The following is a 13,371-nucleotide window of genomic DNA, read 5'->3' on the forward strand; positions in this document are numbered from 1 at the left end:
GATATAGTGAAAAGAGTACGGTACACACAAAAAAAGGAAAGAAAAGGATTTGTGTATATCTCGATTTTATGCTTTGTTCAGGAGGTATATCGTTTGAAGAAATTATTGCGTATCGTAATGATTACATTTTTAATTTTAGCTGTTGATTTATACGGGAAGTTACTCGTGTCACAATATATCTTAACCCCATCTCACTCTAAGCAAGAAAATAAAATTGTGAAAAAGAAGAAGCAAGTAAATGAAGAATCCACAGACACTGTTTTAAATATGATTGGTGGGGACTCTGAGAATTTATTAGCGAAGTGGGGCGAACCGTCTCGAATAGAGCCGTCTGCTTATGGATATGAATGGTGGGTGTATAATCAAGATTTAGCTCAGTATGTTCAATTTGGAGTTGCTGAACGTAAAGTTGTAACGGCGTATGTTGCTGGTGAGCAAGTTAAGGTGGCTCCCTATTATATAAATGAAAAGTATGAAGAGGTATATAAAAAGAATCCACTTTCACATGAGATTTCATTAAAAAGAGGAAAGAATAGTTATCAATTTGAGTTATCTGATACGGAAATAATGGAACAACCGCTAGTACCTGTAGAAGATGGATGGGCACAATTATATTTTGATCACTTTACACATGAGCTTGTTGGTCTTCGGTATATGGATGATGAAACGTTATTACGACAAAGACCATATCAACTTGTTTATTCGGGTGAATTAATAGCGGAACAGCCGCTGACGCCAGAAAAAATGAAGCAAGTAGAAAATGGGAATATGCAACAAATTCTCGATTTAACAAATATTATTCGAAGTCGTCATCAATTACCGTTGTTAACATGGGACCAACAAACTGCAGATGTTGCATTTGGCCATAGTAAAGATATGAAGGATAATAATTATTTTTCGCACGATTCACCTACTTTTGGTACGTTAGGGGATCGTTTGCAGCGTGGGCAAGTGGCTTTTCAACTTGCTGGTGAGAATATAGCGGCGCAACATAGTGATGGAATTGCGGCGGTACAAGGTTGGTTAAATAGTGAGGGTCACAGAAAGAATTTATTAAATGAACAATTTACTGGATTAGGTGTTGGGGTATATGATAAATTTTATACTCAAAACTTTATCCGAAAATAAAATGAAACTTTAATCAGTGGGGGCATCCTTCGCTGATCATTGGCCTTCATCAATAGGGCTTTAACGGGCAGTAAGACTCCCGCCTAACTTTTGCGTATTCGTAGAAGTTAGGCGGGGCTTATGTCCACAAATAGGGAAGTAAAAAGGTGCATGAATCGTCTAAAAATAGGCGAACCATGTGCCTTTTTTTTCTTACAATATAGTAGATATACATGAAGAGGTGAGGATTATGCCAACAACAAAAGGGCCGTTACATCCATCGGTTCAACAGTTTAAAGAGTTTGTAAACCATCACCCTAAAATGGTTCATGAGGTTAGAAGTGGTCAAAAAACTTGGCAGCAATTTTATGAAGAATGGTACTTACTTGGTGAAGAAGATCAAATATGGACAGCGTATAGACCTGATGGAGCACCTGCTTTTTCTTCGGTAAAAGAAAATAAAGAAGAAAAAGAAAATCGAACAGAAGAGGAAAAAACTGCTGATGTGATGGGGCAAATGCTTTCTTTCTTTAAAAAGCTAGATGTAGAACAAATGCAACATCATTTAGCAAATGTAACGAGTGCGATTGGTAGCGTGCAACAAGTTATCCAACAATTTCAAGGGAACCGTGCGCAACAAGAACAAAGTACTTCTGAAAATAATCCTTTTTTCTTTCAAAAGGATTAGGGGGAAAGAGGATGAGAGCAGAGCTTATGGAGTTTATAAAAGCTGATGAGGATTTAGCTCGCTATATTCGGGAACAGCCATACTGGTACCGGAAATTGACGCGTAACCCAGAAGAAAAAGAAGCTTTTGAGTTAGCTGCCATGCAGCATTTCAAAAAAACGATACCAGATAAAGTGGAAAAATTTCAAAATCAATTGGCGGTTGCTTCAATTATGATTGATATGTTCCAGTATATGAAGCAGCAAAATACGACGTAATTGGAAGGGAAAACTATGTCCGTTGTGCAAAACTTTTGTTACAATAGAATCGGATTATTTAAAAAAGGAGTTGCAGCATGACGGAAATTTGTTTAGTACGACATGGACAAACTGATTGGAACTTTCAAGAGATTATTCAAGGGCGCGAAGATATTCCACTCAACGAAGTTGGGAAGAAGCAAGCGAGTCAAAGTGCAGCTGCTTTGCAAGCGGAATCGTGGGATATAATTATAAGTAGCCCGTTAATTAGAGCGCAAGAAACAGCTAAGGAAATTGCTGGGGCTATTGGATTACCGTCTATTTTATTAGATGAGCGATTTATGGAACGTAATTTTGGGGAAGCTTCTGGGAAACCAGTTGCGGCCGTTAGAGAGTTAATTACAGAAGGTAATGTAGAAGGAATGGAGCAGGATGAAGAAATTGTAGAGCGCTGTTTTACGGCTTTACAAGAGGTTGCAGCAGCGCATGGAGATAAACGTATTATCATTGTTGCGCATTCACATGCAATAAAAGCTATTTTACACGCAATTGCACCAGATGAAATTACATTTAAAACGCCGTTAAAAAATGCATGTATTAGTTACGTGAAAGAGAATAGCGGGAAATGGGATGTTCTTAAATATAATATTGCGGAGCATATTAGTGTATAAGAGTGCAAGGAGATTGTATGAAAAGTAGTTAGAATCATATCTTTCTTTTAGGTGAGACACTTCAATTAGTAGTTCTGTTCCAAATGTGTTATGATGAATACTCGGAGGTGTCTCTCATGATTGTAGCGACGCTGGAAAGCGTATTGATTTTAGATAAGGCAGAGCAGCTTGCAAAAGCGATCATCTGTTCAGATATAGCAGAAGATTATCGTAAGTATTATAAGGATTTACAAGAAGATATAGAAGTCCAGACGTTAATTCAGCAATTTACAGCGATGAAAGAGCGATATGAAGAAGTGCAACGTTTTGGTAAATATCATCCTGATTATACTTTCGTTTCGACGAAAATGAGGGAATTAAAGCGTTCTGTAGATATGCATGATAAGGTTGCAGCCTTTAAAAGAGCAGAAACTGCTTTACAAAAGTTATTAGATGAAGTTAGTGTAGCAATTGGTTCTGAGGTGTCTCCTTCCGTTAAAGTTCCAACAGGAAATCCGTTTTTTGATGCGGGTGGCTGTGGCGGTGGTTGTGGTACCGGAGGCGGTTGTGGTTGTAAAAAAACGGGGTAATTTACCCTGTTTTTTAGAATATAGAAGAAAACGTATACAGAGTTTGTTCTTTAATGTCATAAATTTCTGATTGGTTTTCATAAAATATAAGAATATAAGTTTTTAAAAGGAGAAGATGGAGAAAATTATGTTCGGGCAACGACAAAGTATGATTGTTTATTTACATTCATTGAAACATGCCAAGATTTTAAGGAAATATGGTAATATTCATTACATATCAAAACGTTTGAAATATGCCGTTGTATATTGTGATATGGAACAAATTGAGCATATGATGCAAAAATTGAATAAACTTCCTTTTGTAAAAAAAGTAGAACAGTCGTATCGCCCATTTTTAAAAACGGAATTCGAAAATTCGCGTCCTGATCGGGCAAAAGAATACGATTATAGCTAAGTAAAAAAATCCCCTGCTAAATTTAGCAGGGGATTTTTTTACTTGAAATAACGTATTATTTCATTGGAGGAATGAAATTGTTCATTCGTAAAATACCAATTAGATGATTAAAAAATAGTTCTTTTTCAGGGAAAGTTGTTGATGGTTTTACAGTAAAGGGAGTAACTTTTTTCCCTATTTGTTCCGCCATTTCTTCAAATAAAACGACACGTTTACTTTTTTTATTTTCAAGTACAGGAATGCCTTCACGACATATGTATAATGGTTGGAAATCACCAGTAGTTGTCGGTTTTAGTATTACAACAAGTGAACACACTTTTTTTTCGTTTTTTACAGTTTCGAATTGTAGCATATGTGTTACACGTTCTTGGTTTGTTTTGGCAATTTCAAGTAATTCATATAAGTCAGAGTAGCCTTCTCCGAGTTCTATAAAGCGTTGAATCATATTTTTTCCTCCTCTTTCTTTTACTGTACCACCTCACTTTTTAAATGAAAAGTAGACAAATAAAAAAACCCTGCAAAGCAGGGCCCTTCTAATACTAGTATGTACTAGTAAGAAGGCAAAGGGAGAGGAGAAACCGGAGGAAGAACTTATGGGGAAACGTAAGTCTTCTCCGCGGTTGGCAACAACATCGAAGATGATGTTGTTATATTTATTTATGTCCAATCTAAATGAAGATATACATAATGAAATTAAAATTTATGTTAGGCTTTTTATTTTTCTTTTTTTTATTTTATGATAGGATAAAAAAGGTAAAGTGGAACTGATGTACATAAAGGGTTTTTGTTCGCAAATAGTGAGATGAATATGCAAGAAATAGCGAACGGTTATTTTAACTAAAGTTCTCTATAGGTTAAGTAACGAATTAGTGAAGAATTGTATGGTTTGGTAGCGGTTACCGACTTGAAATGCATTTACAGTAATCGCTCGATAGATTGAAATAAAGGTAGTGACAACAGATGAGAGTAGTTTCAGGAAAATGTAAAGGGCACCCACTTAAAGCGGTACCTGGTAATACAACACGTCCAACGACAGATAAAGTGAAAGAATCTATTTTTAACATGATAGGTCCTTATTATGATGGTGGTATCGCTCTTGATTTATTTGGTGGTAGTGGTGGTCTTGGAATTGAGGCCATAAGTAGAGGGATTGATAAAGCAATTTTTGTTGACCGAGATAGTAAAGCGATAAAAGTCATTCATCAAAATTTAGAAAGCTGTAGAATACAAGAACAAGCTGAAGTGTATCGAAATGATGCGGAACGTGCGGTAAAGGCGCTTATAAAGCGTGAAATATCATTCGATCTTATACTAATAGACCCTCCATATAAAGGTCAAAAAATTGTGTCTTTAATTAGTGTGATGGATCAACATGGATTGTTAAATAAAGATGGCATCATTATGGCAGAGCATGGGGATGACGTGGTTTTACCTGATTCTATAGGAGAACTTGTAAAAGTACGGGCAGAAAACTACGGGATTACAGCAATTTCGATTTATAAGTATGAAGGTGAGGGGACAGAATGACAAGTATAGCTATTTCTTCAGGGAGTTTTGATCCAATTACCCTTGGACATTTGGATATTATTAAAAGGGGAGCAAAAGTATTTGATGAAGTATATGTAGTTGTTTTAAACAATTCATCAAAAAAACCATTCTTTTCGGTAGAAGAACGCCTAGAGTTAATTCGAGAGGCGACAAAGGATATTCCGAATGTAAAAGTTGATTCACATAGTGGATTATTGGTGGAATATGCAAAAATGCGTAATGCAAATGCAATATTACGTGGTTTGCGAGCGGTTTCTGATTTTGAATATGAGATGCAAATTACTTCAATGAATCGAAAATTAGACGAAAGTATCGAAACCTTCTTCATTATGACAAATAATCAATATTCATTTTTAAGTTCAAGTATTGTGAAAGAAGTTGCGAGATATGGTGGGAGTGTAGTAGACCTTGTTCCTCCGATTGTAGAGCGTGCTTTAAAAGAAAAGTTTAAAACCCCGTTAAAGTGAACGGGGTTTTTCTTTATAAATGCGTAAAAACAATAAGATGATATATAAATATAAACAAAATAAGGTGAAGATTGGTCCGTAGTGTATAAATGATGTCCAAATATCAGTTAGTGTATAAGAATGATTCAATAAAAATACGGGAAGATCTTCTTGCGTAGGCGAGAAAGAATGAACTTTTTCATAAAATGGTCCCCAAAATATAAAAGTGAAAATAGGAGCGAGAATACTTTGGATAATTCGAGCTAAAAAATATGGTTTAAAGCGGATATCTGTCTCCGCTAATATACTTGCTACTTGTGCCTGAATAGAAAGACCGCTAAATGCTAAAATGAAGCTTGTTACCATCGCTTGTTGAAGAAGTGTTGTTTCATTAATTTGACTAATCATTTGGCTTCCAAGCGTCATTTCAAAAATACCGGATAATATCGGAATACTAAATTGGGATGTAAGTTGGAAGAATGATAAAATATGTTGCATAATAAAAGAAAGCGCTTCTGTAATTTCGAAAACAGTAATCATTTTATTTAAAACAGAGAATAAAATAATAAACCCACCAATCATGAGCAATGTTTGAATAGAAGAAACGATAGCGTCACCGAGTAGTTTCCCGATTGGTCTTTTTTCTTGCATACGTGTTTGGTGGAGGATGGAAAAAGGGTTTTGGAAGGCACGCTTTTGATTCGTATGTTTGTCTTTTATGTAAGTATCGTTATTACCATAAAAGCGCATAAGTAATCCGACGATAAAGTTACTTATATAATGTGCTGCTGCTAATACGAGTCCTAATTTCGGATTATTAAAAAAACCAATAGAAACCGCTCCGAAAATAAAAAGTGGATTAGAAGAATTTGTGAAAGATACGAGTCGTTCCGCTTCAATTTGTGTTAGTTGATTGCTCTTGCGTAGTCTAGCGCTTAATTTGGCGCCAGCGGGGAATCCTGAAGCCATTCCCATTGCCCAAACAAATCCGCCTATCCCTGGAACACGAAACAGTGGACGCATTAGTGGTTCTAATATAACACCGATAAATTTTACAATACCAATACTGATTAGAAGTTCCGCAATGATGAAAAAAGGTAGTAGTGAAGGGAATACAACTTCCCACCATATATTTAACCCGCGAATTGAAGCTTGCAAAGCAGCTTGGGGGTGAAGTACAAGAGAAAAGGTTAAAAACAACATTGATATGGTAAGAAAAGCAGTTTTCCATTTTTCGTACATGTAAGAAAATCCCCCTTTGTCCCAAAAACGTTCATTTCAGTATACGTGGATATGTGGTGAATTTAGACCATAAGTATGAAAAAGGAATGAAAAAAATTAAAGGGTGAGAAAAATGAAGGAACCAAAAATCGGTTTAGCGCTTGGATCCGGAGGTGCAAAAGGTTTTGCTCACATAGGGGTAATAAAAGTGTTAAGGGAAGCTGGTATCCCTATTCACATGGTAGCAGGTAGTAGTATAGGAGCGTTAATTGGTACATTTTATGCAGCGAGTTGTAACGTTGAAAGACTGTATAAATTGGCAGCTGTTTTTAAAAGGAAATATTATTTGGATTTTACAGTTCCTAAAATGGGATTTATTGCTGGAAAACGTATTAAAGATATGATTAAAATGTTTACATATAATAAAAATTTAGAAGAGTTAGATATCCCGACAGCTGTTGTGGCTACTGACATTTTGAAGGGGGAAAAAGTTGTTTTTACAAGTGGTCCGATTGCGGAGGCGGTTCGAGCTAGTATATCTGTGCCAGGGGTGTTTGTTCCAGAAAAAATAGATGGCCGCTTATTAGTGGATGGAGGGGTAATTGACCGTATTCCCGTATCGGTTGTAAAAGATTTAGGTGCTGATATTGTTATTGCTGTTGATGTATCTCCAATTAAGGTGAATGGAGAGGTTACATCGATTTATGATGTCATTATGCAAAGTATTGAAATTATGCAGCATGAACTTGTGATGAATCGGCAAATAGCATCAGATTTGATGATGCGGCCAGCAGTGGAACAATTTAGTTCGCGTGCTTTTACACATATTGAAGACATTATTAGGGTCGGAGAAGTGGAAGCAGAAAAACATATTTCAAACATTTATTTACTAATTGAGCAGTGGAAGGAGAAACATAATGTTTAAGCGTTTTCGGTTTATATATGCAATTTTAATAGGGGTTATATTGGCGATGTTACTTGTTTATGTGCGCTTGCCGTATTATGTGACAAAACCAGGTATGGCCGCGAAATTAGCGCCGTACGTGCAAGTTGACGGTGGAACTAAAGAGTCTGGTGATTTCATGCTTGTCACTGTCTCAATGGGACCTGCCAATGTGGTGAACTTAATAGCCGCGCAATTTAATAAATATACACACGTTTCGAAGGCGGAAGAAATATTGCAAAAAGGCGAGAGTGATGAAGAGTATCAATTTCGCCAAAATTATGCAATGAAAGATTCGCAAAATGCAGCGATCTATAATGCTTATAAACGTGCAAATCGCTCTGTTTCTTTTGAAAATAAAGGTGTACTAGTTGCTGGTGTAGCGAAGGGTATGCCGTCAGAGGGAAAGCTTAAGCTTGGAGATGTTATTATAGCTGTCGATGGAAAAACATTCGACAAGACGGAACAATTTATTGAGTATATGACAGGGAAAAAAGAAGGGGACACAGTAAATATTGAATACAAGCGGGGCGGAAAACAGTTTAAAGAAAATTTAAATGTAAAGACGATCCCTAATGGGAATGGACGCGTCGGTATAGGGGTCTCTATCGTTACGGAAAGAGAGTTAGTAGTAGATCCGAAAGTGAAAATTGATTCCCATGAAATAGGGGGTCCATCAGCGGGGTTAATGTTTACACTAGAAATTTATAATCAGCTCGTTGAAGAAGATTTAACAAACGGACATGAAATAGCTGGAACAGGTACAATCAATGATAAAGGAGAAATTGGTCCAATTGGTGGTATTCAGCAAAAAGTAGTAGCTGCTAGTGATGCGGGAGCTGAAGTGTTTTTTGCGCCAAATGAAAAAGGTGTAGAGAAATCGAATTATAAAGATGCTCTTGAAGCTGCGAAAGATATTAAAACAAAGATGAAAATTGTGCCGGTGGACACACTGGATGATGCATTAATGTATTTGGAGAAAATGGGTAAAACAAAGTAAACCTCTCTGAAGAAGAGAGGTTTTTCTTATAGGAATTTTTTCGTTATTTCATCATAACGAATTGGATGATGCGTTGCGTCTTGTTTTAGCAGTTGTGTCCGCAAAGGTTCTTGCATTATGGAGAAATATACAGCATTTGATTTTCGTTCTATATCTAAAGTTGGATGTTCGAATGTTTTTGTATGAGTAAGGATTGGGAGTTCTATTTTTTTCTTATTTTTAGAAAGATAAGTTTGTCCTTTTTGTGACATTCCGAGAAGACGGATATACGGCGCATGTTGCTCTATATTTGCTTTATGTATTTCTTCCTTCGTTGTATTTGTTAAAATATGTGTACAAGCTCTTTGTAATCTAGTCCATGTATAACGTTTTGTTTTTAATGCTTCCATGAATGAATAGAAAGATGAACTGTTTTGTATTTTTGATAAAATACGATGCTCTAAACCTTCTTCCATTTCATATATATGTTGTAAGTCCTCTGAAGACATCGTCATAAGTTTGTATTTAAAAAATGAAAAGTATTTTTCCCAGTTATGTAACGTCCCGTAGTTTTGCTTGTAGTTTTCTAAAAGAGAAGCAGTTATTTTTGGGATAAAAGGCTCAATAGTTGTAGAGGAACTGTTTTCATTAAATAGCTGTTTGCGAATACTTGTTGCACTTGCAATATGTTGATCATGAAATGTTTCATCATGATAATGAGAGGCGAATCTTTTTATAGTTTGCGCTTGCATGGAACTATTTTGTAAGAGAATTGCTTTAATGTATTCTAAGCCTAAAATGTTATTTGGTTGTGACATATCTACGTTTTTTTCGGGTGGTAAGATGTGTGAAAAGGCTTCAGATGTAGCTTTTGCATAACTATTACCTGCATTCATAAATTGCTTTACAAGACGATTAAAAGTCTCTTCTTCATTTTTTTGTATAGCGATGGTAGTGTAGAAATTTTCAGCTTGTCCATCTTCACTGCCGAAACAAATGTCAGAAACACCAAGGGCGTTTAAAATCGAAATTGCGCCATTTGCGAAGGTTTCGGCCTTTTGGGTTGCGAATGCATAAGGAAGCTCTACAACAAGGTCTACGCCGTTTGTTAAGGCCATTTTAGTACGATACCATTTGGAGATGAGTGCGGGCTCACCACGCTGCAAAAAAGGACCACTCATAACGGCGATAATAATATCACACTGTGTTAACTTTTTTGTTTGTTGCACATGATAAGCATGACCGTTATGAAAAGGGTTATATTCAACAACAATACCACTGGATTTTATGGTAATCTCTCCTTTCGATGTAGCATCTTTTTGGAAAACGTGATAATCTATATATTATTTCCTATGATGACTTCATTATAGTGTAAAGAAAAAACATTGACAAATATAAAATGGCTAGCTATAATTTTGTTTGTTGCCTTGAGGTGATATGATATGAAATGGTCCATCCATCAATTGAATAAATTGAGAAATAAAGGATTGACATTAAATGAAATGGTAGATGTAAGTGAGCTAAAAGAGGTCGAGAAAGATATTCGTGAAATTAATCCTGTTCATGTAACAGGAAGAGTTGATTTTGGCTCCGGTAAGTTTACGTTTCATCTACATATAACTGGAAGCATGGTTTTACCATGTTCTCGCTCTTTAGTAGATGTGACATTACCATTTGACATTAAAACAACTGAGGTGTTCCAAACTTCAGAAGAAGAATTTGAAACAGAAGCTGAAATTCATTGTTTAGAAGGAGAAGTACTTGACTTACTGCCCGTAATCAAGGAAAATATACTTTTGGAGATTCCAATGCAAATTTTCAGTGATGATGTTTCTGGTGGAGCACCGATGCAAGGTCAAGACTGGCAAGTGATTTCGGAAGAAAACAAAGAAAAGACTGTTGATCCAAGATTAGCAGGACTTGCAAAGTTTTTTGACAAATAATCGGAAGACTGGTTTAGGCCTTCATATGAAAATAACTATTTCTTTTAAGGAGGTGGGAAGAATGGCTGTACCTTTTAGAAGAACTTCTAAAACAGTAAAAAGAAAGCGTCGTACGCATTTCAAATTATCAGTACCTGGTATGGTAGAGTGCCCAAGCTGTGGTGAAGCGAAATTAGCTCACCGTGTATGTAAAGCATGCGGTACTTACAAAGGTAAAGAAGTAATCAGCAAGTAATTGCGAAAAATAAACGTAGAAGATATCTTCTACGTTTATTTTTTTTGTCTTATTCTTTATTTGTTGTATTCTATCTTTTCTAGTAACTGCATATGCTTAATAAAAAATGCATAGGGAGGACTAGAGAGATGGCGACAACAAGACAAGATGCTTGGACTGATGATGAAGATTTGCTTCTGGCAGAAGTAGTACTCCGGCATATTCGTGAAGGTGGAACGCAACTTTCCGCTTTTAAAGAAGTGGGGAGGCATTTGTCTCGTACACCTGCAGCTTGTGGATTTAGGTGGAATTCTTACGTTAGAAAGCAGTATAAAGAACGTATTGAAGAAGCGAAGCAACTTCGAAAGGTAGAAAATTATGAAGTGAAAGAGACAACGGTATTAGAGCCAAAATCTATTACGTTGAATGATGTTATTGAATTCTTGCGAAATTATAAAGATGAAAGCTCTTTAATGGTGTTGCAACAACAAATTGAATCGTTACAAACAGAGAAAGAGCTTCTTCTGGAGCGATTATCAGTATATGAGGAAGAATATAGAACATTACTTGATTATATCGATCAAAAAAGAAGTGTAATGGTAGCTGAAAGAAATGGCGCTCGCTCGAATGGAGAATTAGAAAAATTAAAGAAATAAAAACAGCTGCGTAACAGCTGTTTTTTTGTTTCTTATGCAGATTCTTCATTTGTAACCGCATTCAAATTTGTTTCTGGATGCCAAATATAAAAATCACCATCAGTTACTGATACTGGCTGGAAACTTAATTTATCCCAAAAACCAGCTGACTGGATACGTGCTATCGTTTTAATTGGGAATTGTAGTTGTTGTGCATAATTAACAAGCATTTGCCCGAATCCTTGTTTTTGAAAAGTCGGCAATACTTCAAGTTTATAAAGTTCTAGGTAAGTACCTGTAATTTCAAATGGTTCCCCGCCGTTCCTTTTCATATATAGACTCATACGTGCGATTAGCGATCCTCCATAATAAATACCGTAAAATGGAGACTCACTATCATTTTCAATAATGTTTGCTTGTAATTCTTCCAACATGGATAGTTCTTGAGCTCCGCACCCTTTAAAATTTTTAAATTCATCTAATGTTTTATAATTGATGAGCAAGCGTTCAACTTTTGGGAATCCCATTACATCACGTCCTTTTCTTATCTTGTTGAATGCAGAAAAGTTAAAATATTTATAATAATATTATAACTCATTTTTAAATTTTTATGAAGAAGATAGAATATTTCTTTCATTATTTTTTTGAGGATTTGCTAAAATAAGAATAGAACTATGTATATAGGTAGTATATACATAGTGAAAGAAGAGGTTGCATTTGTTAAAAGATAATTGAATCTTCAACTATGTAATTGTAATTTAATAAGATGTAAAGGGGGAAGGGCAAGGGAACTTATATCACTTGTTAATATGAGTTCTTTGTGTGAAGATGAAAATTGGAATTGTTGGACCAGGAGCTATTGGTCTCCTATATACATTTTATTTACAAAAAAGCAATCAAGATGTTACGTTGTTTACAAGAAACGCTAAGCAAGCAGAAGAATTAAACTTAACGGGTGTAAGTTGTATTAGGAATGGAGAACGTGAAACAGTATTTCCATCTATTTTACCGATAGAAAGTATGCTGGATAAACAGTTAGATTATACATTTATTGCTGTAAAGCAATATCATGTAACTGATATATTACCTTTTGTGCAGGGAGAATCGTCATTAATCTTTTTGCAAAATGGAATGTCGCATCTTCACGTTATGCAAAAAATAGGAAATGAACGTATAGCAGTCGGGATTGTGGAGCATGGTGCAAAAAAAGAGGATGGACATACAGTTCGTCATACTGGAGTAGGTGTTACAAAGTTTGGTGTAGTGCGTGGTCAATCTAGTTGTTTTAAAAAGGTATTTAATTGTTTTCCTTTTGATTATTTTCCGATTCAGATAGAAGATGATTGGAAGGGGATTATGCGTAATAAATTAGTAGTCAATGTATGTATTAATCCATTGACGGCATTATTGCGGGTTGAGAATGGGGAGTTAATTTCAAACCCGTTTTTTTATCAAATGATGGAGCAAGTATTTCAGGAAGTTGCATTTCTTGTTAAAGAAGAAGATAAGGAAATGCTATGGCAAATGGTATGCCAAGTATGTGAAAAAACATCTCATAATACTTCATCTATGTTAGCGGACGTAAGAGCGAATAGACAAACAGAAGTTAATGCGATTGTTGGATATGTATTAGAAGAAGCTAAGGAGCAACAACAATCTGTTCCGACACTTCGATTTTTGTTCAATGCAATAAAAGGAATGGAATTATAAGTGTTTTTCTTTGCTTTTACGTGAAACATTGACTACAATGTGGGTTGGTGAGAGAACAGGATACGAA

At 35.7% G+C, this 13,371-nt stretch carries 18 protein-coding genes; 14 read left to right on the forward strand and 4 right to left on the reverse strand.

The annotated features are described in order from the left end of the window. The first annotated feature begins 93 nt into the window (after positions 1-93). From QCI75_RS07670 to QCI75_RS07695, 6 genes are all read left to right on the forward strand, one after another. Positions 94-1,128, forward strand: coding sequence for a CAP domain-containing protein (locus tag QCI75_RS07670; RefSeq protein WP_353760178.1), 1,035 nt, complete (start codon positions 94-96; stop codon positions 1,126-1,128). Positions 1,129-1,357: 229 nt separating this feature from the next. After that, the gene (gene ylbD, locus QCI75_RS07675; protein ID WP_002088296.1) at positions 1,358-1,795 is read left to right on the forward strand and encodes a YlbD family protein; all 438 of its coding nucleotides are present in this window, start codon (positions 1,358-1,360) and stop codon (positions 1,793-1,795) included. Positions 1,796-1,806: 11 nt separating this feature from the next. Further along, positions 1,807-2,052 carry a YlbE-like family protein gene (locus QCI75_RS07680; protein WP_002014770.1) on the forward strand — a complete coding sequence of 82 codons (246 nt, stop codon included), beginning with the start codon at positions 1,807-1,809 and terminating at the stop codon, positions 2,050-2,052. Between the two features lie 77 nt (positions 2,053-2,129). Next, on the forward strand, positions 2,130-2,702 hold the full coding sequence (locus tag QCI75_RS07685) for a histidine phosphatase family protein (protein ID WP_070144654.1): 573 nt from the start codon (positions 2,130-2,132) through the stop codon (positions 2,700-2,702). Positions 2,703-2,818: 116 nt separating this feature from the next. Next, positions 2,819-3,271 carry a YlbF/YmcA family competence regulator gene (locus QCI75_RS07690; RefSeq protein WP_070144653.1) on the forward strand — a complete coding sequence of 151 codons (453 nt, stop codon included), beginning with the start codon at positions 2,819-2,821 and terminating at the stop codon, positions 3,269-3,271. A gap of 127 nt (positions 3,272-3,398) precedes the next feature. Next, positions 3,399-3,665, forward strand: coding sequence for a YlbG family protein (locus tag QCI75_RS07695; protein WP_002088292.1), 267 nt, complete (start codon positions 3,399-3,401; stop codon positions 3,663-3,665). 55 nt (positions 3,666-3,720) lie between these two features. Here QCI75_RS07695 and QCI75_RS07700 read toward each other — a convergent pair whose 3' ends face one another. Then, positions 3,721-4,110 (reverse strand): DUF7147 family protein, encoded by a 390-nt coding sequence (locus QCI75_RS07700; RefSeq protein WP_002014762.1) that lies wholly within the window; start codon positions 4,108-4,110, stop codon positions 3,721-3,723. Between the two features lie 515 nt (positions 4,111-4,625). Between QCI75_RS07700 and rsmD the strand changes: the two genes are divergently transcribed. Both rsmD and coaD read left to right on the forward strand, forming a co-directional pair. Continuing rightward, positions 4,626-5,192: a 16S rRNA (guanine(966)-N(2))-methyltransferase RsmD gene (rsmD, locus tag QCI75_RS07705; protein WP_002121937.1), complete on the forward strand. Its 567-nt coding sequence runs from the start codon at positions 4,626-4,628 to the stop codon at positions 5,190-5,192. Continuing rightward, entirely contained in the window at positions 5,189-5,680 is a 492-nt protein-coding gene (gene coaD / locus QCI75_RS07710; RefSeq protein WP_002142952.1) for a pantetheine-phosphate adenylyltransferase, read from the forward strand. Before rsmD ends, coaD begins: the two co-directional genes overlap by 4 nt. Here the strand turns inward: coaD and ylbJ are convergent. Next, positions 5,672-6,901, reverse strand: coding sequence for a sporulation integral membrane protein YlbJ (ylbJ, locus tag QCI75_RS07715; RefSeq protein ID WP_353760181.1), 1,230 nt, complete (start codon positions 6,899-6,901; stop codon positions 5,672-5,674). The two genes, coaD and ylbJ, sit on opposite strands and share 9 nt — an antisense overlap. Positions 6,902-7,013: 112 nt before the next feature. Here ylbJ and QCI75_RS07720 point away from each other — a divergent pair, with 112 nt between their 5' ends. Beyond that, positions 7,014-7,805: a patatin-like phospholipase family protein gene (locus tag QCI75_RS07720; protein WP_098778504.1), complete on the forward strand. Its 792-nt coding sequence runs from the start codon at positions 7,014-7,016 to the stop codon at positions 7,803-7,805. Further along, on the forward strand, positions 7,798-8,823 hold the full coding sequence (locus QCI75_RS07725; protein WP_144503917.1) for a SepM family pheromone-processing serine protease: 1,026 nt from the start codon (positions 7,798-7,800) through the stop codon (positions 8,821-8,823). Before QCI75_RS07720 ends, QCI75_RS07725 begins: the two co-directional genes overlap by 8 nt. A gap of 26 nt (positions 8,824-8,849) precedes the next feature. Here QCI75_RS07725 and QCI75_RS07730 read toward each other — a convergent pair whose 3' ends face one another. Further along, the gene (locus tag QCI75_RS07730; RefSeq protein ID WP_353761499.1) at positions 8,850-10,091 is read right to left on the reverse strand and encodes a nucleotidyltransferase; all 1,242 of its coding nucleotides are present in this window, start codon (positions 10,089-10,091) and stop codon (positions 8,850-8,852) included. A 153-nt stretch (positions 10,092-10,244) separates the two neighbouring features. Between QCI75_RS07730 and QCI75_RS07735 the strand changes: the two genes are divergently transcribed. From QCI75_RS07735 to QCI75_RS07745, 3 genes are all read left to right on the forward strand, one after another. Beyond that, positions 10,245-10,745, forward strand: coding sequence for a YceD family protein (locus tag QCI75_RS07735; RefSeq protein ID WP_000872151.1), 501 nt, complete (start codon positions 10,245-10,247; stop codon positions 10,743-10,745). 61 nt (positions 10,746-10,806) lie between these two features. Beyond that, positions 10,807-10,980 carry a 50S ribosomal protein L32 gene (gene rpmF, locus QCI75_RS07740; protein WP_001984764.1) on the forward strand — a complete coding sequence of 58 codons (174 nt, stop codon included), beginning with the start codon at positions 10,807-10,809 and terminating at the stop codon, positions 10,978-10,980. 128 nt (positions 10,981-11,108) lie between these two features. Beyond that, positions 11,109-11,615, forward strand: a complete 507-nt coding sequence (locus QCI75_RS07745; RefSeq protein ID WP_144503913.1) for an RsfA family transcriptional regulator — start codon at positions 11,109-11,111, stop codon at positions 11,613-11,615. A gap of 32 nt (positions 11,616-11,647) precedes the next feature. Here the strand turns inward: QCI75_RS07745 and QCI75_RS07750 are convergent, their stop codons facing one another. Continuing rightward, a complete protein-coding gene (locus QCI75_RS07750) occupies positions 11,648-12,121 on the reverse strand; it encodes an N-acetyltransferase (RefSeq protein ID WP_353760182.1) in 474 nt (157 codons plus the stop codon). Positions 12,122-12,416: 295 nt separating this feature from the next. Here QCI75_RS07750 and panE point away from each other — a divergent pair, with 295 nt between their 5' ends. Continuing rightward, positions 12,417-13,304, forward strand: coding sequence for a 2-dehydropantoate 2-reductase (gene panE / locus QCI75_RS07755; protein ID WP_353760184.1), 888 nt, complete (start codon positions 12,417-12,419; stop codon positions 13,302-13,304). Positions 13,305-13,371: the final 67 nt, after the last annotated feature.

The organism is Bacillus cereus group sp. RP43, from assembly GCF_040459645.1.
Classification (GTDB): Bacteria; Bacillota; Bacilli; order Bacillales; family Bacillaceae_G; genus Bacillus_A; species Bacillus_A mycoides_C.

Excerpts from the sequence above, each read along its gene's own strand:
- ylbD (WP_002088296.1), top strand. The coding sequence starts at position 1,358 with ATGCCAACAACAAAAGGGCCGTTACATCCATCGGTTCAACAGTTTAAA.
- QCI75_RS07680 (WP_002014770.1), top strand. The coding sequence starts at position 1,807 with ATGAGAGCAGAGCTTATGGAGTTTATAAAAGCTGATGAGGATTTAGCT.
- QCI75_RS07685 (WP_070144654.1), top strand. The coding sequence starts at position 2,130 with ATGACGGAAATTTGTTTAGTACGACATGGACAAACTGATTGGAACTTT.
- QCI75_RS07690 (WP_070144653.1), top strand. The coding sequence starts at position 2,819 with ATGATTGTAGCGACGCTGGAAAGCGTATTGATTTTAGATAAGGCAGAG.
- QCI75_RS07695 (WP_002088292.1), top strand. The coding sequence starts at position 3,399 with ATGTTCGGGCAACGACAAAGTATGATTGTTTATTTACATTCATTGAAA.
- QCI75_RS07700 (WP_002014762.1), bottom strand. The coding sequence starts at position 4,110 with ATGATTCAACGCTTTATAGAACTCGGAGAAGGCTACTCTGACTTATAT.
- rsmD (WP_002121937.1), top strand. The coding sequence starts at position 4,626 with ATGAGAGTAGTTTCAGGAAAATGTAAAGGGCACCCACTTAAAGCGGTA.
- coaD (WP_002142952.1), top strand. The coding sequence starts at position 5,189 with ATGACAAGTATAGCTATTTCTTCAGGGAGTTTTGATCCAATTACCCTT.
- ylbJ (WP_353760181.1), bottom strand. The coding sequence starts at position 6,901 with ATGTACGAAAAATGGAAAACTGCTTTTCTTACCATATCAATGTTGTTT.
- QCI75_RS07720 (WP_098778504.1), top strand. The coding sequence starts at position 7,014 with ATGAAGGAACCAAAAATCGGTTTAGCGCTTGGATCCGGAGGTGCAAAA.
- QCI75_RS07725 (WP_144503917.1), top strand. The coding sequence starts at position 7,798 with ATGTTTAAGCGTTTTCGGTTTATATATGCAATTTTAATAGGGGTTATA.
- QCI75_RS07735 (WP_000872151.1), top strand. The coding sequence starts at position 10,245 with ATGAAATGGTCCATCCATCAATTGAATAAATTGAGAAATAAAGGATTG.
- rpmF (WP_001984764.1), top strand. The coding sequence starts at position 10,807 with ATGGCTGTACCTTTTAGAAGAACTTCTAAAACAGTAAAAAGAAAGCGT.
- QCI75_RS07745 (WP_144503913.1), top strand. The coding sequence starts at position 11,109 with ATGGCGACAACAAGACAAGATGCTTGGACTGATGATGAAGATTTGCTT.
- QCI75_RS07750 (WP_353760182.1), bottom strand. The coding sequence starts at position 12,121 with ATGGGATTCCCAAAAGTTGAACGCTTGCTCATCAATTATAAAACATTA.